Source organism: Erythrobacter sp. S43 (assembly GCF_057364955.1).
Window position 1 is genome coordinate 577,945 of the sequence record NZ_CP200285.1, and the last position, 24,392, is coordinate 602,336.

Annotated in this window: 22 protein-coding genes and 2 pseudogenes; 16 read left to right on the top strand and 8 right to left on the bottom strand. The window is 59.2% G+C overall.

Annotated features, from left to right (window positions below; genetic code table 11):
• Positions 1-9 precede the first annotated feature (9 nt).
• The 7 genes from AC0V6K_RS02995 to AC0V6K_RS03025 all read right to left on the bottom strand — a co-directional run bounded on the left by AC0V6K_RS02995 (position 10) and on the right by AC0V6K_RS03025 (position 6,945).
• Positions 10-228: a hypothetical protein gene (locus AC0V6K_RS02995; RefSeq protein WP_472624638.1), complete on the bottom strand. Its 219-nt coding sequence runs from the start codon at positions 226-228 to the stop codon at positions 10-12.
• 93 nt (positions 229-321) lie between these two features.
• Entirely contained in the window at positions 322-819 is a 498-nt protein-coding gene (locus AC0V6K_RS03000; protein ID WP_486172546.1) for a TspO/MBR family protein, read from the bottom strand.
• A gap of 6 nt (positions 820-825) precedes the next feature.
• On the bottom strand, positions 826-2,022 hold the full coding sequence (locus tag AC0V6K_RS03005) for a geranylgeranyl diphosphate reductase (RefSeq protein ID WP_472624642.1): 1,197 nt from the start codon (positions 2,020-2,022) through the stop codon (positions 826-828).
• Complete coding sequence (locus AC0V6K_RS03010) at positions 2,019-3,356, bottom strand: BCD family MFS transporter (RefSeq protein ID WP_472624644.1); 1,338 nt, start codon at positions 3,354-3,356, stop codon at positions 2,019-2,021. Before AC0V6K_RS03010 ends, AC0V6K_RS03005 begins: the two co-directional genes overlap by 4 nt.
• The gene (gene chlG / locus AC0V6K_RS03015; RefSeq protein ID WP_472624646.1) at positions 3,356-4,258 is read right to left on the bottom strand and encodes a chlorophyll synthase ChlG; all 903 of its coding nucleotides are present in this window, start codon (positions 4,256-4,258) and stop codon (positions 3,356-3,358) included. The genes AC0V6K_RS03010 and chlG overlap by 1 nt, the downstream gene beginning before the upstream one ends.
• Before the next feature lie 257 nt (positions 4,259-4,515).
• The gene (gene ppsR, locus AC0V6K_RS03020) at positions 4,516-5,937 is read right to left on the bottom strand and encodes a transcriptional regulator PpsR (protein ID WP_472624648.1); all 1,422 of its coding nucleotides are present in this window, start codon (positions 5,935-5,937) and stop codon (positions 4,516-4,518) included.
• Between the two features lie 12 nt (positions 5,938-5,949).
• Positions 5,950-6,945 carry a cobalamin B12-binding domain-containing protein gene (locus AC0V6K_RS03025; protein ID WP_472624650.1) on the bottom strand — a complete coding sequence of 332 codons (996 nt, stop codon included), beginning with the start codon at positions 6,943-6,945 and terminating at the stop codon, positions 5,950-5,952.
• Positions 6,946-7,111: 166 nt separating this feature from the next.
• On the opposite strand from AC0V6K_RS03025, the gene bchF reads away from it, so the two are divergent.
• From bchF to hemA, 15 genes and pseudogenes are all read left to right on the top strand, one after another.
• Entirely contained in the window at positions 7,112-7,654 is a 543-nt protein-coding gene (gene bchF / locus AC0V6K_RS03030; protein WP_472624652.1) for a 2-vinyl bacteriochlorophyllide hydratase, read from the top strand.
• Positions 7,651-8,940: a ferredoxin:protochlorophyllide reductase (ATP-dependent) subunit N gene (locus tag AC0V6K_RS03035; RefSeq protein ID WP_472624654.1), complete on the top strand. Its 1,290-nt coding sequence runs from the start codon at positions 7,651-7,653 to the stop codon at positions 8,938-8,940. The genes bchF and AC0V6K_RS03035 overlap by 4 nt, the downstream gene beginning before the upstream one ends.
• Before the next feature lie 3 nt (positions 8,941-8,943).
• A pseudogene (gene bchB / locus AC0V6K_RS03040) lies at positions 8,944-10,504 on the top strand (ferredoxin:protochlorophyllide reductase (ATP-dependent) subunit B).
• Positions 10,494-14,111, top strand: coding sequence for a magnesium chelatase subunit H (locus AC0V6K_RS03045; RefSeq protein WP_472624656.1), 3,618 nt, complete (start codon positions 10,494-10,496; stop codon positions 14,109-14,111). Before bchB ends, AC0V6K_RS03045 begins: the two are co-directional and overlap by 11 nt.
• Positions 14,112-14,128: 17 nt before the next feature.
• Complete coding sequence (gene bchL / locus AC0V6K_RS03050; protein ID WP_472624658.1) at positions 14,129-15,025, top strand: ferredoxin:protochlorophyllide reductase (ATP-dependent) iron-sulfur ATP-binding protein; 897 nt, start codon at positions 14,129-14,131, stop codon at positions 15,023-15,025.
• On the top strand, positions 15,022-15,516 hold the full coding sequence (locus AC0V6K_RS03055; RefSeq protein WP_472624660.1) for a methyltransferase domain-containing protein: 495 nt from the start codon (positions 15,022-15,024) through the stop codon (positions 15,514-15,516). Before bchL ends, AC0V6K_RS03055 begins: the two co-directional genes overlap by 4 nt.
• Positions 15,398-15,745, top strand: a complete 348-nt coding sequence (locus tag AC0V6K_RS03060) for a hypothetical protein (protein ID WP_472624662.1) — start codon at positions 15,398-15,400, stop codon at positions 15,743-15,745. Before AC0V6K_RS03055 ends, AC0V6K_RS03060 begins: the two co-directional genes overlap by 119 nt.
• A complete protein-coding gene (locus AC0V6K_RS03065) occupies positions 15,742-17,178 on the top strand; it encodes a BCD family MFS transporter (RefSeq protein ID WP_472624664.1) in 1,437 nt (478 codons plus the stop codon). Before AC0V6K_RS03060 ends, AC0V6K_RS03065 begins: the two co-directional genes overlap by 4 nt.
• Positions 17,179-17,239: 61 nt before the next feature.
• A complete protein-coding gene (gene puhA / locus AC0V6K_RS03070; RefSeq protein WP_472624666.1) occupies positions 17,240-18,070 on the top strand; it encodes a photosynthetic reaction center subunit H in 831 nt (276 codons plus the stop codon).
• On the top strand, positions 18,061-18,735 hold the full coding sequence (gene puhB, locus AC0V6K_RS03075) for a photosynthetic complex putative assembly protein PuhB (protein ID WP_472624668.1): 675 nt from the start codon (positions 18,061-18,063) through the stop codon (positions 18,733-18,735). The genes puhA and puhB overlap by 10 nt, the downstream gene beginning before the upstream one ends.
• Positions 18,732-19,226, top strand: a complete 495-nt coding sequence (gene puhC / locus AC0V6K_RS03080; RefSeq protein WP_472624670.1) for a photosynthetic complex assembly protein PuhC — start codon at positions 18,732-18,734, stop codon at positions 19,224-19,226. Before puhB ends, puhC begins: the two co-directional genes overlap by 4 nt.
• Positions 19,226-19,543 carry a hypothetical protein gene (locus AC0V6K_RS03085; RefSeq protein ID WP_472624672.1) on the top strand — a complete coding sequence of 106 codons (318 nt, stop codon included), beginning with the start codon at positions 19,226-19,228 and terminating at the stop codon, positions 19,541-19,543. The genes puhC and AC0V6K_RS03085 overlap by 1 nt, the downstream gene beginning before the upstream one ends.
• Positions 19,540-20,625: a magnesium-protoporphyrin IX monomethyl ester (oxidative) cyclase gene (acsF, locus tag AC0V6K_RS03090; RefSeq protein WP_472624674.1), complete on the top strand. Its 1,086-nt coding sequence runs from the start codon at positions 19,540-19,542 to the stop codon at positions 20,623-20,625. Before AC0V6K_RS03085 ends, acsF begins: the two co-directional genes overlap by 4 nt.
• The gene (puhE, locus tag AC0V6K_RS03095; protein WP_472624676.1) at positions 20,619-21,410 is read left to right on the top strand and encodes a putative photosynthetic complex assembly protein PuhE; all 792 of its coding nucleotides are present in this window, start codon (positions 20,619-20,621) and stop codon (positions 21,408-21,410) included. The genes acsF and puhE overlap by 7 nt, the downstream gene beginning before the upstream one ends.
• A gap of 38 nt (positions 21,411-21,448) precedes the next feature.
• Positions 21,449-22,670: pseudogene (hemA, locus tag AC0V6K_RS03100) on the top strand (5-aminolevulinate synthase).
• 86 nt (positions 22,671-22,756) lie between these two features.
• Here hemA and AC0V6K_RS03105 read toward each other — a convergent pair.
• Complete coding sequence (locus tag AC0V6K_RS03105; RefSeq protein WP_472624678.1) at positions 22,757-23,338, bottom strand: pseudoazurin; 582 nt, start codon at positions 23,336-23,338, stop codon at positions 22,757-22,759.
• A 249-nt stretch (positions 23,339-23,587) separates the two neighbouring features.
• Between AC0V6K_RS03105 and AC0V6K_RS03110 the strand changes: the two genes are divergently transcribed.
• Entirely contained in the window at positions 23,588-24,391 is an 804-nt protein-coding gene (locus AC0V6K_RS03110) for a DUF1499 domain-containing protein (RefSeq protein WP_472624680.1), read from the top strand.
• Position 24,392: the final 1 nt, after the last annotated feature.

The window sequence follows — 24,392 nt, forward strand, 5'->3', positions numbered from 1 at the left end:
CGCTTGGCGTCAGTCGTGGTTCGCCAACCGCGCCCGCAAATCCATCACATGCAATGGAAACGATAGTGCAAGCAGCAGCGCAACCCACTCCCAGCCAGCGCCTACTAGCGCGGCTCTGACCGCCAGCACAATAAACACCGCAGGGCCAAGCAGGCCTGCGATGGCGCGCAAGCCCCAACCTTTGGCGAGTTTCAACCACAAAGCCTCGAGCGCCAGCACCGCCAGCACGATGTCAGCTGCATGGCCGCTCGCGAAAAGCGGTTCAAAGTACTGTGTGATCAGGTTTTCGAGCGGGTCGATGCGTACGCCCTTCCCGTATGCTCAGCCAAACGGACCGTTCAGATCGACCACCGCCCAGTTGAGCGCGCCAGCGAAGGTCACCCACGCCAGATACGGTACAAAGGCGAAGGCCGCCGTCTTTGAATAGCGTCCGCAATACCAGATCAGTGCGAGGATCGAGAGCCACAGCGCCATCACTTCGATAAACGCGAAGTCGGGACGCTGGAGACGGAAGAACAGCATGGACCAAGTTATGTTGAGAAACGCATTGAGCGCAAACAGACCAAGGATCCGGTCGGTCACCGCGCTGGTGGGAGCCGCGCGCCAAGCAGCCACGATCGCATACGTGTTAAACGCGAAAATCGCCGTCCAACCCATCGGGAAAAGCGCGTCAGGCGGATGCCAGCCGGGCTTTTCGAGACTTTGATACCATGGCCCCAAATCGGTGATGAAGGAGCCCATGACTGCCACAATCAACGCGGCGAAGGCGGCGAGCAGTCCAGGTAGAACCCAGGTTCTGCGCATCGGTAAGCTTGCCATGATCGATTACCTCGTTGCTGCACGCAGCCCGAGAAGGTGGGCTGTGTCTTTCAGGAAAATCTTCACGTGAGCCATCGGTTTGGACCGCACGAGCTTCTTATTCATGTAAGCCTGCCATGTGAGGTGCTGAACGTCCTTGTCGTCGCACATGGTCACAAACCGCTCACGCCGCTTGTCGCTCGAATACCAGAAATACTGCATCATCCCGAGCACCCAGAAGACGCGGCCATGCTCTTTCATAAAGCGTTTGCGCGCCTTTCGCAGGGCTTTGGCTTCTCCGGTGACGAGGAATTCGCTCGCGGCCTCGGCAACATAGCGCCCGCCGGTCATAGCATAGTAGATGCCTTCGCCCGAAGCAGGTGCCACGACACCAGCAGCGTCTCCAGCGACGATGACATCCGCGCCATTGTCCCATTTCTTCAGCGGCTTTAGCGGAATTGGCGCGCCCTCCCGGCGGACGGTTTCGCAGCGTGACAGGTCGAGATCATCGCGCATATCGGCGACGGCACCGCGCAGGGAAAAGCCCTTGTTCGCACTGCCCACACCGATGCTTGCAGTGTCGCCATGCGGGAAGACCCAGGCGTAAAAATCAGGCGATAGACGGCCCTGATAGAACACATCGCAGCGCGCACCGTCGAAGGCTTCGGTGGCGAATTCGGGCGATTTGATGATCTCGTGATAGGCAAAGACGCATGGCACCCGCTCGGCGCCGGGCAGACATTGCTTGGCGACAGAGGATCGTGCGCCGTCCGCACCGATGATGACTTTCGCGCGAACCTTTTCGATCGGGCCGCCACGCTTGCGACGGAAGGTCACGATGGGATGGGCTTCGTCATCGCGCTCGACCTTCTCGAACACCGCAGTCAGGCGCTCGGCGCCCGATTTGCAAGCACGCTCACGCAGCCATTCGTCAAACTCGTCGCGGTCGACCATGCCGACATAGCCGATCTCACCCACAGGCATATCGACCTTGCGGCCTGACGGTGAGATCATTCGCGCCGAACGCGCACGCGCGACCAGCAGGCTTTGCGGGATGTCGAAATCTTCCATCATGCGCGGAGGCACTGCACCGCCACACGGTTTGATCCGTCCGCCGCGTTCCATAAGCAACACCGAATGCCCGGCCATCGCCAGATCATTGGCTGCCGTCGCTCCGGATGGTCCGCCGCCTACAACAACTGCGTCATAAAGTTTCTCGCTCATGCCCTCACGACCTCCCGCACAGGCGCGCTTGCGCCCCTCCCAATTGCTTGTCCCGTTGCTCGAACGGCAAGCGCTGCTGCGCAGACGAACAGCGCAGCCTCCAATGAAAAGATGATTTGAAAGGCGCGCCCGTCATGCCCCATCGCCTCACGCGCAATGTCGACACCGACTGCGCCGATCAGGCCGCCCAACCCGAACGCGATGGCTTGGCTTGCGCCCCACACGCCCATGCGAACGCCCTCGCGCGTCTTCTTGCCCGCTCCGGCTAGACCCATCATCGAACCGATGGCGGCCACCGCGAACACGCCGTTGCCAAAGCCGAGCAGAATTACGTTAGGAATGATCGGCCAACCTGGCCCGACCATCGCCGATAGCGCAAGCGCCGAGAGAGCAAGGGCGGATAGCATGCACCCGCCAATGATCCATAGGCGCAGGTTCGATGTCAGCTTACCCTTGAACGCACTGCCACCGATCCCGGCGACAATCATGCCGATCAGAATGCCGCTTTGGTGTTGACCACCCAGCTGCGTGGACTCGCCCGGCTCCATTCCGAACACGAGACCTGCAAAGGGCTCCAGGATCAGATCTTGCATGCTGAAGGCAATCATCGAAACGAAAATGAAAATGGTGAAGCGCTTTGCAGCGGTTTCGTTCCAAATTTCTCGCAATGCTTCGCGGAAGTCCGGCGCGGGTTCGTCTTTCTTCGTTTCCTCGAAGACGACATGACCCTGTTCAAGGCGGAAGGTAGCAACCGCAGAGATACCGATAGTGACCGCTGCGAGGCCAGTCGCTACTTCGATCAAGCGTTCTGGAGAGAACGGCTTAAGTAGTTCACCCACTGTTATGGCGGAGACCACAATCCCGGCCACCATCATGATCCATGTCGTCGCTGCCGCTGCCGCGCGCCTTTGCGGAGCGACGCCCGAAGCGAGCAAGGCCAAAGCTGATGTTCCGCCCATCCCCACTCCAACGCCGATCAAGGTGTAGCCGATCACGGCAAGCGTGAAGCCGGTGACAAAGTCATCCGCCAACATCAATGTGGCATGCGAAGAGAGCAGTCCACCCGCGGCGAGAATTGAGATACCGCCAAGGATCCAAGGCGCGCGTTTGCGCCCTTGATCCGAAACCTGCCCCCACAATGGCCGTGTAAGCTGCACCGCATAATGCCAAGCAACCAATCCTGCGGGGATCGCAGCCCACATCGCATACTCAACCACCATCAAACGGTTCAGGACCGTGGTCGAGAGCATGACGAGCGCACCTATGCTGGCTTGCACCAAACCGATGCGGATAATGCCAAGCCAGCTGAGACCCAAAGGTTGCGCGGTGGCCATCAGATATAGCCCCCTAGTCCCAGCGCCGCTGCAAGCATGCCAAGCACGTAGAGCGTGACACCCACGCCGTTATACCATGGGGCGTATTTCTTGGGATCGCTGATCAAGCGCGGCATGGCAGCGAATTGCGCCAGCAACACGCCCGCCACGAGCGCTGCGGATAGCGAGTAGTCCCACATGGCAAGCAACGCGATTACCACGACTTGTGCCAGCGCCATCGTGGCACAAGCGAATTTCGCCGCGCCGCTGACACCCATGGTGACCGGCAAGGAGCGAAGGCCTGTCTCACGGTCGCCTTCCACGGCCTTGAAATCGTTCAGCGTCATGATGCCGTGCGCGCCGATGCTGTAGAGCACGAGCACAACGATCAATTCGGTCGATGGCATCGCACCAAGCATAACAGCCGCACCGGTGAACCAGCTTAGCCCTTCATAGGTCAGCCCGACGACCGCAGGCCCGGTCCAGCCACTTGCCTTCAACCGGAACGGCGGCGCGCTGTAAGCCCATGCCAGCGCGAGCCCCACGAGCGATGCGACGAAGACGATCGGACCAAGCATCCAGCCCACTAGCGCCGAGAGCCCGGTCGCGATGATTGCGATGTAAAGGCCCCATCGGCCCGCAATCCGTCCTGAAGGGATCACGCGATGCGGTTCATTGATCGCATCAACATGGCGGTCAAACCAGTCATTCACCGCTTGCGATGTGCCGCATACCAGCGGTCCGGCCAGCATCACGCCGCCAAGCACAAACAGCCAACGACCTTCCAATCCTGCACCAGACGAAACCGCACCGCACATAAACGCCCACATGGGCGGGAACCACGTAATCGGGCGTAGCAACTCGACAACGTCGCGTGGCGCCGGGATCGGCGCGGGACGAGTCGTGGCCACGGATGGTTCCATGGCGTGAGGCTATGCCTGACATAGCCATGCGTCAAATAAATTTGACACATGGCCGTGCCATTCGTCTCATTTTTGGACGCTGTACGGTCAAAACACCGAAATTCCGCCTGAATTCAGCGGAGTTTAAGCGTCAAGTTCTGTGGATATGTCGCAGCGGGGGAGAAGAAACCAAGCGCCTTCCGGATACTCAATCAGGACAAGGTCGCGCACCTCAGTGAGAAGGCGCCGCCCGACGCCGTTAAAGCATTGAAACCAAACTATTCCTCTTCGGCGCCTAGGTTGCCCAAGCCGTATCGGTGCAGCTTCGAATATAGGCTTTGCCTTGAAAGGCCGAGGATTTCTGCGGCCGAGGCGCGGTTGTCCGAGGTGTAAGAAAGCGCCGCTTCGATACACAGCCGTTCAATCAGATCGGTGCTTTCGCGTACAATATCCTTCAGGGACATGCGACCAACGAGATCGGTCAGCTGCTCGACCGAGCGAGGCAGGTCTTGCGCACCGGGAGGCAGGTCACGCAGACGCCGGCCAGTCGGGCGGATGACGAAGGCAAACGTCGCCTCTTCATGAGAACCACGAACCGCTGAAATTTCAACCGGTTCCCCTTCGAAATCGCCGCCAGTCTGCAAGACCGTGCTGATATTTCGCGCCACGCCATGCTGATCAAGCTGCCCCTGGATCAAGTCCAGATCGATCCCGGGACGTCCGATCGTTTCGGACAGGTGCCGACCACGCAATTGATCAACGCTCGCAGCCTGAACCAGATCTACGAAGGCACTATTTGCATGCGAGATTTCAAGGTCTGCATTCGCAACAACGAAGGCGTCCGGCATTTCCTCCACCAAGGTAGGAACCGGCGAAGCAGGCACCGCTGCATGCTCAATATCGGGTATAAGGCGCAGCAGGATAAACTGTCCGCGATCTTGCCTGAAGCCTGTCGCGATCGCCTGAACTTCGCCCGCACTTTTCGAGATCTTGATCTTTACCGGCGCGACCGAATCTGACGCTAGCGCCGCGCCGACTACAGTCTGGACATCATCTCTTGAATTCTTGTCGATCACAGTCAGCAGCTTCTTGCCAGGCAGAGAGCCAGCCCGCGCGCCAAGCAGCGTGTGCACCGCCGGGTTCGCCTCACGAATGCGCAATGAACCCGCCTCAAGAATGAGAACAGGTTCACCAGACAATTCGAACAACAGTCGGTACCTAAGCTCCAACTGGCGCATCCGCATGTAATCACGTTCAAGTGATTGTTGTACTTGCAAAAGCCGTTGTTGAATTTGGCCATTTTCCCGCATATCGCGGCCAAACGCGATGCGGTGTTCACCACCGTTCACATTCAGGACGGCGTATCGGATGGGAATATCGCCTTCACGGGTCGGATGATTGACCTGACGCCAGTGCTGCACTTCTCCGCGACGCGCGGCGGCGAGCATTTCCATGACTTTGGGCCGCGTTTCGTCGCTGACTGTATCGAGCCAGTTGGTCCCGACCCAGTTTTCAAAACCGGGATAGTCGCCATGATCAATAGCCGCATCAACAATGGTGCCGGCTTCGTCGAGCACGAGCGTGATATCGCCAGCAACCATGGCAAGCTTCATCGCCGCATCGGCGTCGAGGCTATCAAAAAGCTCGGCTGCAGCCCCGAACGGACTCTTGCCTTTGATACTATGCTTGCGTGTTAGCATTCGGAGTGGGACCTACCGCATTTCATAAGCCTGGACGGGCGCATCGGAAAACAGCCGGTTCGCTGTCTCCAAGGCGGCGCGTGCATCGGAGCCTGTCCCATCGGCTCCAACTTCGGCAACCATGCCCGGGTTGTTGTTCACTGAATTTCCGCCAATCAAGACAGAAATGTGTGGATTGCTTGAAACGCCGCGTATCGCCTTAATCAGGCTCGATATCGCGGTCGTTGGTGTATCTCGTGTAACCGATAGCGCGACCACGTCAAAAGCGCGCCTTGAAAGAGTATCCAGAAGCTCTCGCCGTTCGGGGCGGGAGAGCAATTGGCTGTCCCATCCACCACGCGCGAATATCTCTTCAACCATTTGGGCACCGAAATTGTGCTGATCGCCGGGCATCGGGGCGACTAGAATACTGCGCGGACTGCTAAGCGCATTCGTCACATTGGGCGTGCGCGCAGCGATCTCTCGCATGACCTCTTGTAGACGCCAAAGGCCCATGGTGACATCGACGAAATCGCAGTCGTCATTGCTCCACATCTCACCAAGACGACGCGCCGCAGGAGCCAACAGGTCAATATAGATCGCGTCGATGCTGACGCCTTCATCAAGGAAGCGGTCGACTTCCTCGAGCAAACCAGGAGCTTCACGCTCAAGGGGCAGGGTCGCAAAACGATTGGCTTCGGATAGCGCGATCTCAGTTCTGTGATCGCCCGACTTTTCGACTGTGCCGGAAGAATGGGCCAACAAAAGGCGCGGAATGATCTCGCTCTCGATGATCGTGTTGATCGTGTCTTCACCGAGAGAGGAACAACCTTCCTTAGCCTCGGGAGCGTCCGTTTCGGATTTGCGGCGCATGAGCGAGCCGGACATGACTTTGCGAAGGGCAGCAGACCCCGCCTCAATCATCCCGGACTTACCTTCGGGTGGCACTATGCCTCTCCCAGCCTGACAGGCCGAATAGCCTGCGTTCTGGCGAACTACGCCGTCATGCGCACGTTGGCTGGATCCCATTGTCAAAATGCGCGGACGACTCCGTGTACGCGCTTTTCCCTTCATAGGCAAACGACGCTGTTCAGCATTGAAACAGTGTCAATTTAATTGGGCGTCCAATATATTTGACACTGAATGTGTCGCAGTTCTACAAAGCGACTCTGACAAGAAAGGCCAATCGCGAGGAATGGCGACCACGGACCACACGACTCCGGTCCGGCCAGCGGCAAAGGCTGCGGGGGCGGACACACAGGGGAAGGGGAAAGCGCTCTACACAGTAGATGAGCGCCGGAGACGGGACGAATCGGTCTGGACAATTGTTCAAGGTGTCCTTGCTCCGCTCCAATTCGTTGTCTTTCTCGTCAGTCTCGGCCTTGTCATCCGCACCTTGACCACCGGCGAAGGCGCCCTCGCCGCCGACTTCTCCATCGTGGTCAAAACTCTTGTTCTTTATCTCATCATGGTAACCGGCTCGATCTGGGAGAAAGTCGTGTTCGGCAAATGGCTGTTCGCATCCGCTTTCTTCTGGGAAGACGTGTTTTCCATGCTCGTCCTGGCGTTGCACACGCTTTACCTCGTGATGCTGTTTGGCGGCATCGGTACGATGGAAGAGAGGCTTCTTGTCGCCCTCGCCGCTTACAGCGCTTACCTCATCAATGCGGGCCAGTTCCTCTGGAAACTTCGGATGGCGCGCCTTCAAGGCACGCAAATACAGGCGGTGCCAGCATGAATGTCGCGAGTACTCTGGAAGGCTGCGCAAAACCGGCTGAGACGGCCCGTCCGGTTCTTCGTGAACGCGGTCAACGCGAAGTCTTCTGTGGCCTAACTGGTATCGTTTGGCTGCACCGCAAAATGCAGGACGCCTTCTTTCTTGTCGTCGGCTCCCGCACCTGCGCCCACCTACTTCAATCCGCCGCGGGTGTGATGATCTTTGCTGAACCGCGCTTTGCCACCGCCATCATGGAAGAGCGCGATCTTGCTGGCATGGTCGATTGTCAGGACGAGCTGGACCGTGTTGTTGACCGCCTGCTTGCCCGTCGCCCTGATATCAAGACGCTGTTCCTCGTCGGCTCTTGCCCGTCGGAAGTGATCAAGCTTGACCTTGGCAAAGCCGCCGAACGCCTCGGCGCGCGGCATATGCCGAATGTGCGCATCCTGAATTACTCGGGCAGCGGCATTGAAACCACCTTCACGCAAGGGGAAGACGCTTGCCTCGCCGCGCTGGTGCCGGAAATGCCTGCTCTTGCTGCAGACGCTCCGCAAGAGCTGCTGATGGTGGGCTCGCTTCCCGATATTGTCGAAGACCAATTCCTGCGGCTGTTCAAACAGCTCGGGATTGAGCGGGTGGGCTCTCTGCCTGCGCGCAACGCCCGCGACCTGCCAGCCGTGGGTCCAAGCACCCGATATCTTCTCGCTCAGCCTTTCTTGTCGGACACGGCGATGGCGCTGGAGGATCGCGGCGCGCAGCGCATTGACGCGCTGTTCCCTTTTGGTGCCGAAGGGACAACCGCATGGCTCAAAGCAGCCGCTGCCGCCTTCGGCATCGATGAAGCGCATGCCAATGCGGTATGTGCACCAGGCCGAGAACGCGCAAAGCGGGCCATCGAACACTCGCGTGCAGCACTTGAAGGCAAACGTATCAGTTTCCTTCCGGACTCGCAGCTGGAAGTGCCACTAGCGCGCTTCCTTGCAACCGAGCTTGACATGGAACCGGTCGAGGTTGGCACGCCATATCTGCACCGCACGCATTGCGCGCAGGAGCTTGATCTGATCCCGCCATCCGCACGGATCAGCGAAGGCCAGCATGTCGACAAACAGCTTGACCGCGTGCGCGCTGACAAGCCCGATCTAACTGTTTGCGGCCTTGGTCTCGCCAATCCGCTGGAGGCTGAAGGCTTCAGCACCAAATGGGCCATCGAACTGGTCTTTTCGCCCATCCACGGCTTCGATCAAGCTGGGGATCTCGCCGAACTCTTTGCACGGCCATTGCGGCGCCGTGACGTGCTGGAGGTGTAGGCGATGCAGCTTTCCGTCTGGACATATGAAGGCCCGCCCCATGTCGGCGCGATGCGCGTGGCAACCGCGATGAAGGACCTGCATTACGTTCTCCATGCGCCGCAGGGTGATACCTACGCTGATCTGCTGTTCACCATGATCGAGCGGCGCAACAAGCGCCCGCCAGTGACTTACACCACATTCGAAGCACGCGATCTGGGCAAGGATACCGCGCAGCTGTTTCAAGACGCCGCGCAAGACGCCGCCGAGCGGTTCAAGCCGCAGGCCATGATCGTTGGCGCATCGTGCACTGCCGAACTCATTCAGGATGACCCTGGCGGTCTTTCCGAAGCCATGGACCTGCCCTGCCCCGCCATCCCGCTTGAGCTGCCGAGCTACCAGCGCAAGGAAAACTGGGGCGCGGCAGAAACATTCTACCAAATCGTTCGTCATCTTGCAGACAAGGATATTGGCGCAGGCCCTCGAGAGGGGCGTAAGGCGCGCGCCAATATCCTTGGACCATGTGCGCTTGGCTTCCGCCATCGCGATGATCTGGTCGAGATACGCAAGATTCTCGATACGCTTGATATCGAAGTGAACCTCGTCGCACCCTTGGATGCGACCCCGCAGGACATCACGCGGATCGGCAATGCCGATTTCAACATCGTCCTTTACCCCGAAATTGCAGATGAAGCGGCCCGCTGGCTCGAACGGACGTTCAAGCAGCCCGCGGTTCGCTCAATCCCTATCGGCGTTGGCGCTACACAGCGTTTCATCGTCGACGTCGCCGAGTTGGCAGGTGCAGATCCCACGCCTGCCCTCGGCGACACCCATTCCCGGCTTCCATGGTGGAGCCGCAGTGTCGATCTCGACATATCTCACCGGCAAACGCGTTTTCATCTTCGGAGACGCCACCCACGCCGTTGCCGCAGCGCGTATCGCCAAGGAAGAGCTTGGCTTCGAGGTTGTTGGCCTCGGCTGCTACAACCGCGAATTCGCCCGCGACATTCGCGCCGCAGCGAAGGAATATGGCCTCGATCCGCTGATCACGGACGATCATCTGGAGGTTGAGGAAGCCATCATCGAAGCCGCACCGGAAATGGTGCTGGGCACGCAAATGGAACGCCACATTGCCAAACGTCTTGGCATGGCCTGTGCCGTGATTTCGTCGCCAGTGCATGTGCAAGACTTCCCCGCACGTCACTCACCCCAAATGGGTTTCGAAGGCGCGAATGTGATCTTTGACACGTGGGTGCACCCGCTGGTGATGGGTCTTGAAGAGCACTTGCTCACCATGTTTCGCGAAGACTTCGAGTTTTCAGACGAGAATGGCCCCTCACACCATGCGGCGCATGCACCAAAGAAGCCCGCAAGCGCGCCAGCGGAGCCTGCACCCGAAGAGCCACTCGTCACAGCGCATGATGGCGCCATGTGGACCGACGAAGCGCAGCGCGAGTTAAAGAAAATCCCGTTCTTCGTGCGGGGCAAGGCGCGCCGTAACACCGAAGCTTTTGCCGCCGAGCAAGGGCGGCCACAAATCGACCTAGACACGCTCTACGACGCGAAGGCGCATTATGCACGGTAGCGTCTCGACCTCCCTCTCCGGACCTGCTCCGGTCAAGGTGGTGATTGTCACGCTGGACAATCACCTGAAAGGGGCGGTCGAACGCGCAGATGATGCGCTTTCCAAGGATGGCATTTCGTTGGAGCTTCACGCAGCCAGCGAATGGGGCAGCGATGAGCACGCGCTAACACAAGTGAAAGCCGCAATTGCCGAAGCGGACATCGTCATCGCGACGATGATCTTCCTCGACGATCACATGCGCGCAATCCTGCCCGCGCTCGAAGCGCGGCGCGAAGACTGTGACGCGATGGTGTGCCTGATGTCAGCGGGCGAGATCGTGAAGCTCACTCGCATGGGTGGATATCGCATGGATGCGCCCGCAAAGGGCCCGCTGGCGCTGCTGAAGAAATTGCGCGGGTCGAAGAAACAAGGCGCAAGCTCTGGCGCTGGCCAGATGAAGATGCTGCGCCGCCTGCCGAAGATCCTAAAGTTCATTCCCGGCACCGCGCAGGATGTACGAGCCTATTTCCTGACGCTGCAATATTGGCTAGCCGGGTCGGACGAGAACGTGATCGCCATGGTCCGTGCGCTGATCGATCGCTATGCGGCGGGCGAGCGCGAGGCGCGGCGGGGCGAGACCCCTGCCGAGGCACCGCTCGAATACCCCGAAACCGGCGTCTATCATCCGCATGCCAAGGGAAAGATCGGGGACAGCACCCGTCTTCTCGCCGCCGCCAAGAAGCGCGGTGACGGCAAGAATGGCACCGTCGGTCTGATCCTGCTTCGCTCTTACCTGCTTGGACATGACGCAGGGCATTATGACGGCGTGATCGAAGCTTTTGAGGCGGCAGGCATGGAGGTCGTTCCGGTCTTCGCGAGCGGTCTCGATGCACGCCCGGCGATTGAGAAGTTCTTTGTCGAGCGCGGCAAGCCGACCGTGGATGCCATAATCAACCTCACCGGCTTCTCACTGGTGGGCGGCCCTGCTTACAACGATGCTGACGCTGCGCGCGAAGTGCTCGGCAATCTCGACGTGCCTTATCTCGCCGCTCACGCGATCGAATTTCAGACCATCGAAGAATGGCGCAGCCGCGAACAAGGTCTTCTGCCGCTCGAAGCGACAATGATGGTCGCATTGCCCGAGCTTGACGGTTCCACCGTCCCCAGCGTGTTTGGCGGGCGTATCGGTGATAGCGGCGTATGCGAAGGGTGCGAGCGACGTTGTGAGCGCACCGTGTCCGAGAAAATCCGCCCGATGCAGGTTTGTTCAGAGCGCGCCGAAGCACTGGCTGCGCGGGCCCTGAAACTGATCGAGTTGCGCCGTTCAGAGCGCGCGACACGCAAACTCGCTGTGGTGCTGTTTAACTTCCCGCCGAACGCGGGCGCGACAGGCACGGCAGCGTTCCTCTCGGTCTATGAATCGCTGTTTGCGACACTGCAAAGGTTGGCTGACGAGGGATACTCGGTCGCACTGCCGCAGAACGTCGATGAGCTTCGCGATGCCATCCTGAAGGGCAACTCGGAACGCTTCGGTGCCGATGCCAATGTCGCCGCCCGTATTCCGGCGGACGAGCACGTGCGCCGCGAGCCACATCTGGCCGAGATCGAAGCACAATGGGGCCCCGCCCCTGGCAAAGCGCAGGCCGATGGTGGCCACATCCATGTTTACGGCGCGCACTTCGGAAATGTCTTTGTCGGGGTGCAACCGACCTTCGGTTACGAAGGCGATCCAATGCGGCTGCTGTTCGAGGGCAACTTCGCCCCCACACATGCCTTCAGCGCATTCTATCGCTGGCTGCGTGAGGATTTCGGTGCGCACAGCGTTCTGCATTTCGGCACTCACGGCGCGCTTGAATTTATGCCGGGCAAACAGGCTGGCATGACCAGCGATTGCTGGCCCGAACGGCTTATCGGCGATCTGCCCAATTACTATCTCTATGCCGCGAACAATCCCTCCGAAGGGATGCTGGCGAAGCGTCGCAGCGCCGCCACGCTGGTCAGCTACATGACCCCGCCGCTGGCACAGGCCGGCCTTTACAAAGGTCTCGCCGAGCTCAAGGCGAGCGTCGAACGCTGGCGCATGACCGGCGCGGATGACGAAGCCGAACGCGCCGACCTTGCCGAACTGATCGCAGTGCAATGCGAAGCGCTCGATATCGAAATGGGCGCGATTGAGGACCTTTCGGGTCGTCTCTATGAGCTCGAACAGACCCTGATCCCGCATGGCTTGCATGTGCTGGGTCGCAATCCGCAAGGCGAACAGCGCGAGGACATGCTCGACGCCATGCTCGACGCCGCAGAGGATGGCGACCGAGATACGATGGGCGGCGCCATCGATGCCTGCGACGAACTCGGCTCACTGATCCACGCGCTAGATGGCGGTTATGTCCAGCCGGCACCGGGCGGAGACATTGTTGCCAATCCGGCTGTTCTGCCCACCGGCCGCAACATTCACGGTTTCGATCCGTTCCGTATTCCCAGTGCCTATGCCTGTATGCAGGGCACCGATCAGGCCGACAAACTGATCGCACGCCACGTCGAGAATGGCGAGCCTTACCCTGAAAGCATCGCCATGGTGCTGTGGGGCACGGACAATATGAAGACCGAGGGCGTGCAAATCGCGCAGGCGATGACGCTGTTGGGCGCCCGACCGCGCCGCGACGGCTATGGTCGCTTGGCAGGCGCCGAGCTGATCCCGCTCGAAGAACTGGGCCGTCCGCGCATCGACGTGGTCATGACACTGTCGGGCATCTTCCGCGACTTGCTGCCGTTGCAGACCCGGATGCTTGCCGAGGCTGCGCTGCTGGCATCGCAAGCGGACGAGCCTCTCGAACAGAACTTCGTTCGCAAACACAGTCTCGCCCATGCGCAGCAGCATGGTTGCGACATCGAAACTGCGGCGTTGCGCGTCTATTCTAATGCCGAGGGCTCCTACGGTGCGAACGTCAACCAGATGATCGAAGGCGGGGCATGGGCCGATCCTGACGAACTCGCCAACGCATTCGAAATCAATAAGGGCTTTGCCTACGGGGTCAGCGGCACACCTGTGCAACAGCGCGATCTGCTTCAAAGCGCGCTCAAGGGCGTCGATTTCACCTATCAAAACCTCGAAAGCGTCGAGCTAGGCATCAACGATGTCGACCAATATGTGGACGGGCTTGGTGGGGTCAGCCGCTCGGTAGCGAAAGCCAAAGGTGCAGACGCCCCCGTCTACATCCTCGATGCAACTCGCGGAAAGCCAAAGGTTCGCACGCTTTCCGAACAGATCGACCTCGAAGCGCGTACGCGCACACTCAATCCCAAGTGGTTTGAAGGGATGCTCGATCACGGATTTGAAGGTGTGCGCCAGATCGAAGGGCACGTGACCAGCACGCTCGGCTGGTCCGCCACCACCGGCCAAGTCGCGCCGTGGGTCTATCAAAAGATTTCCGAGACTTTCGTGCTCGACGAAGAGATGCGCGCGCGCCTCTCGCAACTCAATCCAAAGGCGTCCGCGCGGGTCGCAGGGCGCTTGCTCGAAGCATGCGACCGCGAACTGTGGGAGCCAGATGACGCGACGCTCGCCGCACTGCGCGAAGCCAATGATGAACTCGAAGACCGCCTCGAAGGCGTGTTCGTGGCCGAATAAGAGAGGGACGGCTAACTATGAACCTGCACACACCGAAATCCGGTTTCTCGCAGCCAGACGGCGAGGGTTCGGTCCAGGTCCAGCTTGACCCGCGCGACCAGATCAAAGGCGCGAAGGTTTTCGCCGTCTATGGCAAAGGCGGGATCGGCAAATCGACCACCTCGTCCAACCTATCGGCGGCGTTTTCAAAGCTCGGCCACCGTGTGCTCCAGATCGGCTGTGACCCCAAGCATGACAGCACGTTTACGCTTACCAAGAAGCTGATGCCGACGGTGATCGACGTTCTCGAAACGGTCGAGTTTCATAGCGAAGAGCTGCGGCCCGATGACTACATGTTTGAAGGCTATAACGGCGTGATGTGCGTGGAGGCTGGTGGGCCTCCGGCGGGCACAGGTTGCGGCGGTTATGTCGTGGGCCAAACGGTGAAACTGCTCAAACAGCACCACCTTCTCGAAGACACCGACGTGGTGATTTTCGACGTGCTGGGTGATGTGGTGTGCGGCGGTTTTGCGGCTCCGCTGCAACACGCAGAGCGGGCATTGGTGGTCGCTGCCAACGACTTTGACAGCATCTTCGCCATGAACCGCATCGTCGCGGCCATCGGCGCGAAATCGAAGAATTACGATGTGCGTCTTGCAGGTGTGGTCGCCAATCGCAGCCGCGAAACCGACGAGATCGACCGTTTCTGCGACGAAATCGGCATGCAACGCCTCGCGCATTTCCGCGATGTCGATGCGATCCGTCGCTCGCGCCTCAAAAAATGCACATTGTTCGAAATGGACGACAGCCCCGAGGTAAAGCAGGCGCAGGACGAATATCTCCGCCTTGCCGCACAGCTTTGGGCGGGCGTCGAACCGCAAGCGGCCGAGCCGATGAAAGACCGCGACATCTTTGATTTTCTGGGGTTTGAATGATGGCCAGCCGCGTTCCCACACCCTTCGAAACGGGCGCCTACGCTGACAAGCGAGAGGCGCTTGCAACCTATTTTGATAGCACGGCCCGGCAAGCTTGGATTGATCTGACGTCGGACAAAAAGGTTAGCGGCATCCGCGCCACGGTTCGTGCCGGGCGTGACGAGATGCGCAAGACGCTGCTTGATTGGCTGCCCGCCGATATGCGCCGTACAAGTCTGCTTGATGCGGGCTGCGGCACAGGCGCACTTGCTGTTGGTGCAGCATGTCGCGGAGCCGAAGTCACCGGTGTCGACGTAGCTGGCGGCCTTGTCGAAGTCGCGCGTGATCGCGAGCCGGGTTTTACCGGCCACGGCCATATCAAGTGGGAAGCGGGTGACATGCTCGATCCTGCCTTCGGAACGTTTGACCACGTCGTCGCGATGGATCTCGCTGATCCATTACGAGCCGGACGACCTGGTCGCCGCGCTCGAAGAACTTGCCGGCCGCACTAACCATTCGATCCTGTTCACCTTCGCCCCGCACACAAAGCTGCTCGGCGCGATGCACAAGGTTGGCAAGGTCTTCCCGAAAAGTGACCGCTCCCCCGCGATTGTGCCGGTCGCTGAAGTCGCCCTGCGCGCCAAACTGACTCGCATCAAAGGCTGGAAGATTGGCCGCACCCAGCGTGTTTCGAGTGGGTTCTACACCAGTCAGGCATTGGAGCTTGTCAAACTGACATGACCGACACGCCCCGCCCTGCACCGGAGATTTTCCAGGCGATCGCCAAGTTTCTGCCTTTTGCAGACGCGGCGAGTACCGAGTTGCCTTTGTCGCAGCTTCTTCGCCTGTCTCTGTTCCAGTTCAGCGTGGGCATGGCGGCGGTACTGCTCAACGGCACGCTCAACCGCGTGATGATTGTCGAGCTTGGCGTGCCCAGTTTTATCGTTGCGCTGCTGATTGCTGTGCCGCTGCTGATCGCGCCATTCCGCGCTCTGATCGGTCACAAGTCAGACACCCACGCCTCTGCCCTTGGTTGGCGGCGTGTGCCGTTCATCTGGTTTGGCACTCTGATGCAGTTTGGCGGCCTCGCCATTATGCCGTTTGCACTGCTGCTGCTCAGCCGTGAGGCCGACTTCATCCTTGGCATAACGAGCACTGCGGCCGCGTTCCTGCTGACAGGCGCGGGCTTCCATATCACGCAGACCGCTGGCCTCGCCTTGGCCACTGATCTGGCGCCTGAAGACAAGCGTCCACGCGCCGTCGCACTGCTTTACGTCATGCTGCTTGTCGGCATGATGTTCAGCGCCTTTGTCATCGGCGGACTGCTGATGGACTTCTCACCCACGCGCCTTGTGCAAGTCATTCAAGGCTGCGCTGTGGTCACGTTTGTCCTGAACCTCACCGCACTGTGGAAGCAAGAAGCGCGCACTCGTGACCGGGCGAAGAAAGACCCCGACGCACCGACGTTCAGCCAATTGTGGAACGACTTCGTCAAAGATGGCCGCAATGCGCGCCTTCTGACCGGCATCGGTATCGGTTCGGCGGGCTTTGCAATGCAGGATGCGCTCCTCGAACCCTATGGCGGCGAGGTCCTTGGCCTCTCCGTCGGCGCGACTACCTCGCTTACCGGAGCTTGGGCACTTGGTTCGCTGGTCGGCTTTGTTCTTTCTGGACGCTCACTCTCTCGGGGCGGTGACCCGCTGCGTATCGCGGGTGCTGGTCTGGTGACCGGCGTGATGGCGTTTCTGCTTGTTATCTTCGCGGCACCGTTTGGCTCCGCGACAATGCTCTTTCTTGGAGCAACCGCAATCGGCCTTGGCCTTGGTCTGTTTTCCGTCGGGACACTGATCGAAGCCATGGCCCTCGCAAAGTCCTCCACCGCCGGTTTGGCGTTGGGGGCATGGGGTGCTGTGCAAGCCACCTGTGCAGGCGCTGGGATCGCGCTTGGCGGGGGTTTGCGTGACATCTTCGCATGGCTCGCCGCTGACGGCAGCCTTTCCGCCGTTCTGGCAACCCGGGCGACGGGTTACGGAACTGTCTACATCCTCGAAATCCTGCTGCTTCTTGCAGGTCTCGCCGCGATCGGACCGTTGGTCGGCCACGCTCGCAGAACCACCAACGATCCTAGGGACAATGCAGGCCAGCCATTTGGCCTGAGGGAGTTCCCGACATGACGGATTTTGATCCCCGGCGGCTGCCGCCTCAGCCACCGATTCCGAATGAAAGGAAAGTACAATGCAATCTGAAGGTATAACCTACATTGTCGGCACGTTCGACGTGGCCGAGCTGACCTTCCTCGCCTTTTTCGTCTTCTTTGTGGGCCTCGTGATTTATCTCAATCGCGAGAGCCGCCGTGAAGGCTATCCGCTGGAGCATGAGCAGACCGGCGTTGTTGAACGCGGCCTTCCGCTGTCGGATGCAGGCAAAAAGACCTTCAAGCTGCCGCATGGCCGGGGCACCTACACCCCCGAAGATCTGCCACGCGATCCGCAATCCAAGCTGGATCGTATCGACGCGCAACAAGCGTTCGGTTCTGCTGGGGCACCATGGGTACCCAATGGCGACGGTATGAAGTCAGCCATGGGTCCGGGTGCTTATGCAGAGCGTGAGGACTACCCTGACCTAACCTTTGATGGTCGTCCGCGCATCGTTCCTATCGCTGACAGCCATGACATCGTGGTTGCAAAGCAGGACATGAACCCTGTTGGCCTGCCGGTGTACGGCGTCGACAAGAAACTGGCCGGTGAAGTCAGCGATATCTGGGTCGACCAGTCGGAGCACATCATCCGCTATCTCGAAGTGACAACCAAGTCGGGCAAGAAGGTTCTTGCGCCGATGTTTGTATGTGCGGTTCAGGGGAAAGGCTTCCTTGGTGGCATCACGCCGCTGGTGGATGACCAGGTTCCTCTGATCGACATCGACTCAATCACTTCGGAGCAGTTTGACGACGTTCCGCAGGTGGCAACCGCAGGCCAGATCACCCGTCTCGAGGAAGACAAGATCATGGCCTACTACGGCGGCGGCTACATGTATGCGACGCCGGATCGGGGCGAACCGTGGCTCTAAACGATCACGCAGAGACCCGCCCGGAGGTTGATGAGATCGACGGGCCGAGCGCAGACGGCGACCCAATGGGCACGCCTGCGGCGAACGAAACCGTATTGTGGAAAGGGCGGCCTGATCTGGCCGTCCTTGCCCGCTCGGCATTCCACACACGCAAGTTCGCCCTCTACTTCGTGCTCTTGATCGGGATCGCGGTGATCCTCGGCAATCCCAACGCCGCGCTGGTTTGCGCGGTGCTCGGCGTTGTCGCGCTCGCGATCATGCAAGGCCTGGCCTGGATGAGTGTGCGCACAACAACATACATCATCACCGATGCTCGCCTTATCATGCGCATCGGCATGGCAATCGAGACGCGGATCAACATCCCGCTCAAACATATCGGTTCCGCCCATCTGAAAGACCGTGGCAATGGTCACGGCGACATCGCTGTCGAGGTGAATGGTGAACGTATGCTGGGATGGTTGCTGCTGTGGCCGCATAACCGCCCGCTGCATTATTCGCACCCGCAGCCAATGCTGCGCGCCATCCCCAATGTCGATCAGGTCGCCGCGCTTCTGGCCGAGGCCTGTGCCCAGCATGAGGCAATCGACCAAAATTTGACGCAGATCAAAGATAGCGTCGCCCAAGGCACTATGACCGAAGGCGGCCTTAAGGGAGCGCCTGCATGATCATCGCCGCAATCGTCCGGACTTACGAAGAAGACGAGTTTGCCGTCCACAAGCTCCCGCTCATGTTCATGGGCGCGGTTGTCGCTTTGTCGGTGGTGCTAACGGCAATGGTCAGTTTCGGGTTCTTCGAACGCCAAGCGATCCCCAGCGAAGTGCGCGCGGCGGATGGCGTAACGATGGCTCAGAGCCGGACGATCCGCTTCTTTGACGAACAGGGCGGCACGGTCCGCGTTGAGGACGGCGCGAGCGGCGAAGTCCTCGCCAGCTACGGTCCTGGCACGGGCGGCTTTATTCGCTCCACCGCGCGCAGTCTCGTTCATCAGCGCCGCATCCGCGCAATCGGCCCGGAAGTCGCATTCGATCTGATCGAATGGACCAATGGCGACCTGACATTGAGCGACAGCACCACGGGCGAAACGGTGGAGGTTGCGTCCTTTGGCAAAGACAACCGCCGCGTGTTCGCTGAAATGCTGCCGCAGGGGACCAAGTGATGGCGAGTGTCGCCCCTTCCCCGATTGATACCAGTGCGCGCGAATTCCAGACGCCGTGCACCATTACGGTCGAACAGAGCAGCGAGCATTTTCACGCGCATGTCGATCTGCCCGACGACATCGAGATGGAGCCGGGTGACAAGGTGCGCGTCCATGGAGACCCGATCTCCATCCCGTTCGGCAGCAAGGAAGTGTTTTACCGAACCGCCACGGTGACCCGCGCCGGACCATTCAAGCGCCTGCTCGTGAAGGCAGCAGCCTATTTCGATTTGGCAGAATTGTACGAAGTCAGCTTCAACGCTGGGAGGATCAAATGAACGCTCACACCCAAATCAAAGCCAATGATCAGGCAATGATGACGAGCGAAGAGGCGATGGCGCTGGCGACGCAGGACACCGTCCTGACGCCGCGCTTCTACACCACCGATTTTGACGCGCTGGACGCGATTGATGTGTCGCTGGTCCGCGAAGAGTGGGACCAGCTTATCGCGGATATGGTGGGCGACCCGAACAAGAAGCACTTCCGCCACAAGGATGATTTCGCTGGCATTATCGAAGGGCTGGAGCCCGAACTGCGCAAGGAATTCACCGATTTCCTCGTCAGCTCGATGACCTCGGAATTCTCCGGCTGCGTGCTCTATGCCGAGATCGCCAAGCGGACAAAGAACCCGGACGTGAAGCAGCTGTTCAAACTGCTCGCACGCGATGAGAGCCGCCATGCCGGTTTCATCAATGAAAGCCTTAAAGATGCAGGGATCGGTGTGGATCTCGGCTATCTGACGAAGACCAAGAAATACACGTTCTTCAAGCCGAAGTTCATCTGGTACGCGGTCTATCTGTCAGAGAAGATCGGCTACGCCCGCTATATCACGATTTACCGCCACCTCGCGCGCAATCCGGATCGCAAGTTCCACCCGATTTTCGACTGGTTTGAAGAATGGTGCAATGACGAGTTCCGCCACGGCGAAGCCTTCGCCATGTTGATGCGCGCGGACCCGCAGCTGCTCGAAGGGCGTAACAAGCTGTGGATTCGGTTCTTCCTGCTTTCGGTCTATGCGACGATGTATGTCCGCGACCATGCCCGCCCGGTGTTCCATAAGGCGCTTGGTGTCGATCCGACCGAGTATGACTACGAAGTCTTCCGCATCTGCAACGAGATCAGCAAGCAGGTCTTCCCTGTTGAGCTCGACATTGATGATCCGAAGTTCCGCGCGCGGATGGAAGCATTGCGCAAGGCTTCAAACCGGATCGACGATGGCAAGGCGCAGGGCGGCATTGGCGGCTTCTTTAAACGCATGACCGGTGCCGCAGGCGCAGGCTTCAACTTCGCGCGGATGTACTTCCAGACGGTCAAGCCGAACACGCTTCCGCAATCGATCAGGCTTCATCCTGCATGGTAAGCTGGAGCGGTCATATTGTACCGTTCATCGTGACGGTCGCGATCTGGTTTTTCGCAACGGGCCTTATCGCCTGGGCGGATAGCCGTGAGCGCGCGACCTTCCGTCGCAGCCTGATGCTGGGCGGAATTGGTGGCTTGGTCGGCTTGATTGTGATTCTGATCGCCTCGTGGTCGATATCCCAACTTGCGGTTTACGCAGCCTTTGGCGGTGCATTGCTCGTATGGGCATGGCACGAAATCGGTTTTCTTACCGGTGCCGCTGCGGGTCCACGCCGGATCGAAGCCGATCCGCAAGCGCGCGGTATCGAACGTTTCACACAAGCAAGCGCGACGGTGATCCACCACGAAGTCGCTTTGGCGCTCACCGCACTGATGTTGATCTCACTGGCTTGGAATGCACCGAACCAGATCGGCGCGACCGTCTTCGTGTTGATGTTCGGTCTGCGGCTCTCTTCAAAAATCAATCTGTTCGTTGGTGTACCCAACACCTCCACGGAGATGCTGCCGGTGCATCTTTCCTATCTGAAGAGCTATTTCGGGCGCAATCGTATGACTGTGCTCCTCGCGGGTTCCATTGCGGCAATCCTTGCGGTTGCATGGTGGTTTGCCAGCCTCGCCATCGCAGCACCCACTGGCAGCGCCGAGATGGTTGGCGCCAGCCTGCTCACCGCATTGTGCCTGCTCGGCGCGCTCGAACATATCTTTCTCGCCCTGCCATTTCGCGATGGAATGCTGTGGGGCTGGGCCTTTTCAAAACAACGCAATCAGACGGGAACGCCGTCATGACTTTCAAGAACGACAACATGGAAACAGAGGGTAACGCCATGGACTTCGAAGCCTTTTTCGCAAGCGAGCTGGACACCGTTCGCGAAGACGGTCGCTACCGCGTCTTCACTGATATCAAGCGGCATTGCGGCAAGTTCCCGCACGCCACGCGCTTTGTCGACGATGAAACCCGCGCGGTTACCGTTTGGTGCTCAAATGATTATCTGGGCATGGGCCAGCACCCGAAGGTGCTTGAGGCTATGCACTCCACCCTTGATGAATGCGGTGCAGGCGCAGGCGGCACGCGTAACATCTCGGGCACCAACCATTATCACGTAGAGCTGGAGCGCGAACTTGCCGACCTTCACGGCAAGGAAAGCGCGCTTCTCTTCACCTCTGGATATGTTTCGAATTGGGCGGGTCTGGGAACACTCGCAGCTAAGATCCCAGGCTGCGTAGTCTTCTCAGATCTCGCTCAACCATGCTTCGATGATCGAAGGCATCCGGCACAGCCGCGCGCCGTACAAGATCTGGAAGCACAACGATGTCGAGGACCTCGACCGCTTGCTGTCCGAATACCCAGCGGATATTCCCAAGCTGGTGGCGTTTGAAAGCGTGTATTCGATGGATGGCGACATCGCCCCCATCGCCGAGATCCTCGACGTGTGTGAGAAGCATGGCGCGATGAGCTACATCGATGAGGTTCACGCCGTTGGCCTGTATGGTCCACGCGGTGGCGGCATCGCCGAACGCGAAGGCTTGATGGATCGTATTACCGTGATCGAAGGCACTCTGGGCAAGGCATTTGGCGTGATGGGCGGCTACATCGCAGCCTCTTCCAACCTGGTGGACTTCGTGCGCAGCTTTGCCAGCGGCTTTATCTTTTCGACCGCCCTGCCTCCGGCTGTGGCAGCCGGGGCAGCGGCCAGCATTCGTCACCTCAAAGAAAGCGACCACGAGCGTGACACGCAAAAAGAGCGTGTCAAAGAGGTTCGTCGCCAGCTCGATACGATGGGCATTCCGCACCTCGACAACCCTAGCCACATCATTCCGGTGATGGTGGGCGATGCGAAGAAGTGCAAAATGATCAGCGACTGGCTGATGGATAATCACGGCATTTATGTGCAGCCGATCAATTATCCGACCGTGCCAGTAGGGACAGAGCGTCTGCGACTGACACCTTCGCCAGTGCATGACAGCGGCGACATCACCCGCCTTATCAACGCGCTCAGCGAAATCTGGTCTCAGTGCGAATTGGCACGAATGGAAGTCGCTGCCTGACCAAGCGTTCTCAGAAGCAAAGAAATAGGGCGGTGTGGCATACCACACCGCCCTTTTCTGTTTGGCTTTCGCCGTAACCGTTTGGCTTAGAGGCCAGCTTCGGTGAAGATCTCGTCGAACTCACGACCGGCGAGACCCGGGTGGCTGACACCCTTGGCAGCTTCGACGTTGGCGTCCGAACCTTCGCCTTCAACCACGATCAGACCGATCATGCCTGCGGCGTAGTGCGGCGTGCACTTGTAACCGTATACGCCAGGCTTCGGCACAACGTAGGAAACTTCCTCGTTGACCTTGCCTTCCCAACCTTCGACGCCCTCAGGGATCATACCTGCGATCGAAGCCGACTGGTGGGTCGGGTCGGTCGGGACGAACTTGATTGTATCGCCGACTTTTGCCTTCACGAGGCGCGGTTTGAAGACCTGAAGGCCGCTCGCATCGTCCGGATCCTTCGTATACATCTGGACTTCGATAACGGTGCCGTTGGCTTCAACAGCAGGTGCTGCTTCGGCTGCTTCTTCTGTGGTGGCTTCTTCTTCAGTCGCGGTTTCTTCAGTTGCCGCTTCTTCGGTTTCTTCCGTTGCCGGCGCGTCAGTGGCTTCGCCACCACATGCCGAAACAGCAAACAGGCTGGTGACTGCCACTGCGCTCAGAAAGGCGTTACGTTTCATGTCGTTATTCCCTTAAATATCTAAAGCGACCCCCTTCTTGACGAGCCGCAGATGAATATCCCAAGGCATTCAGGAAGGCTGTTGCGGTCGCGATCCGATGCCGCTTGGCCTGCCCATGCGAACCCTAAACGTTCAAAACGCAATGCGTTTCCCGAATGTGGCGGTAAAAGGACAAAAAAGTTGCATGAGGCGCACCAGGCGTTGCGAAAGTCGGTTTGCGTTGATCGATCACGCCGCTAAACAGACGCCATGAAAAATCTCGCATGGTATTCGAAACTCGCCCTCGGGCTGACCGTTTTCCTTCCCGCCTATTTCGCGATTGCAGCGTTGGGCACGAAGTTCGGCCTCTGGAGCTGGCAATTCGGATTGGGCACCATGATCTTTGGCGGGGGCATGTGGGTGGTCGGCGCAGTGGCGCTTGTAGCACTCGCCGTGCTTCTGATCGGGATTTTCAAAACGCCGCGGGATAAAACCAAGATCGCCATCGGCATAGTTGCCCTGCTTGGGCCAGCTTTCTTTGCGTATCTGGGTATCTCAGCGCGCGGCACGGCGGCTGAGAACCCGATATACGATGTGGCAACTGATACGGCGAACCCTCCCGCATTTTCAAAGGCGAAAATTAAGGCGCGTGAAGATTCCGGCGCGAACCCGCTGCCCGATTACGAAACGCCAATTGGTCGTTTGGAGAAGTGGAAAAGCGCGGACAAAGAACTCGCCATTCAGTCGCACGCGCAGATTATCACGGATCGTTATGCCTCGCTTTCACCGCTCCCACTCGCAGGTGCCGGGAAAGAGGACGCGGTCGAGGCTGTGGCGGCAGCGATGGCTGATTTGGGCTTTTCCGATATCACATCAGATGTAGAAAAAGGCCGCGTCGAGGGCGTTGCCACCACATTCTGGTTCGGGTTCAAGGACGATGTGGTCGCCCGCGTGGGCGAGGCGCAGATTGACTTCCGTTCGGTCAGCCGCGTCGGCACCAGCGACCTTGGCGCCAATTCCAAGCGGATCGCAGACCTGCGCGAAGCCACACAGGCGCGGATCGGACAGCGTTAAG

Coding starts and splice junctions, on each gene's coding strand:
- AC0V6K_RS03045 (WP_472624656.1), top strand. CDS start 10,494: ATGCACGGTAGCGTCTCGACCTCCCTCTCCGGACCTGCTCCGGTCAAG.
- AC0V6K_RS03065 (WP_472624664.1), top strand. CDS start 15,742: ATGACCGACACGCCCCGCCCTGCACCGGAGATTTTCCAGGCGATCGCC.
- puhC (WP_472624670.1), top strand. CDS start 18,732: ATGATCATCGCCGCAATCGTCCGGACTTACGAAGAAGACGAGTTTGCC.
- AC0V6K_RS03005 (WP_472624642.1), bottom strand. CDS start 2,022: ATGAGCGAGAAACTTTATGACGCAGTTGTTGTAGGCGGCGGACCATCC.
- AC0V6K_RS03105 (WP_472624678.1), bottom strand. CDS start 23,338: ATGAAACGTAACGCCTTTCTGAGCGCAGTGGCAGTCACCAGCCTGTTT.
- ppsR (WP_472624648.1), bottom strand. CDS start 5,937: ATGCTAACACGCAAGCATAGTATCAAAGGCAAGAGTCCGTTCGGGGCT.
- puhE (WP_472624676.1), top strand. CDS start 20,619: ATGGTAAGCTGGAGCGGTCATATTGTACCGTTCATCGTGACGGTCGCG.
- AC0V6K_RS03085 (WP_472624672.1), top strand. CDS start 19,226: ATGGCGAGTGTCGCCCCTTCCCCGATTGATACCAGTGCGCGCGAATTC.
- AC0V6K_RS03055 (WP_472624660.1), top strand. CDS start 15,022: ATGATGGCCAGCCGCGTTCCCACACCCTTCGAAACGGGCGCCTACGCT.
- AC0V6K_RS03010 (WP_472624644.1), bottom strand. CDS start 3,356: ATGGCCACCGCGCAACCTTTGGGTCTCAGCTGGCTTGGCATTATCCGC.
- puhA (WP_472624666.1), top strand. CDS start 17,240: ATGCAATCTGAAGGTATAACCTACATTGTCGGCACGTTCGACGTGGCC.
- chlG (WP_472624646.1), bottom strand. CDS start 4,258: ATGGAACCATCCGTGGCCACGACTCGTCCCGCGCCGATCCCGGCGCCA.
- AC0V6K_RS03000 (WP_486172546.1), bottom strand. CDS start 819: ATGGCAAGCTTACCGATGCGCAGAACCTGGGTTCTACCTGGACTGCTC.
- AC0V6K_RS03025 (WP_472624650.1), bottom strand. CDS start 6,945: ATGGGATCCAGCCAACGTGCGCATGACGGCGTAGTTCGCCAGAACGCA.
- acsF (WP_472624674.1), top strand. CDS start 19,540: ATGAACGCTCACACCCAAATCAAAGCCAATGATCAGGCAATGATGACG.
- AC0V6K_RS03110 (WP_472624680.1), top strand. CDS start 23,588: ATGAAAAATCTCGCATGGTATTCGAAACTCGCCCTCGGGCTGACCGTT.
- bchL (WP_472624658.1), top strand. CDS start 14,129: ATGAACCTGCACACACCGAAATCCGGTTTCTCGCAGCCAGACGGCGAG.
- bchF (WP_472624652.1), top strand. CDS start 7,112: ATGGCGACCACGGACCACACGACTCCGGTCCGGCCAGCGGCAAAGGCT.
- AC0V6K_RS03035 (WP_472624654.1), top strand. CDS start 7,651: ATGAATGTCGCGAGTACTCTGGAAGGCTGCGCAAAACCGGCTGAGACG.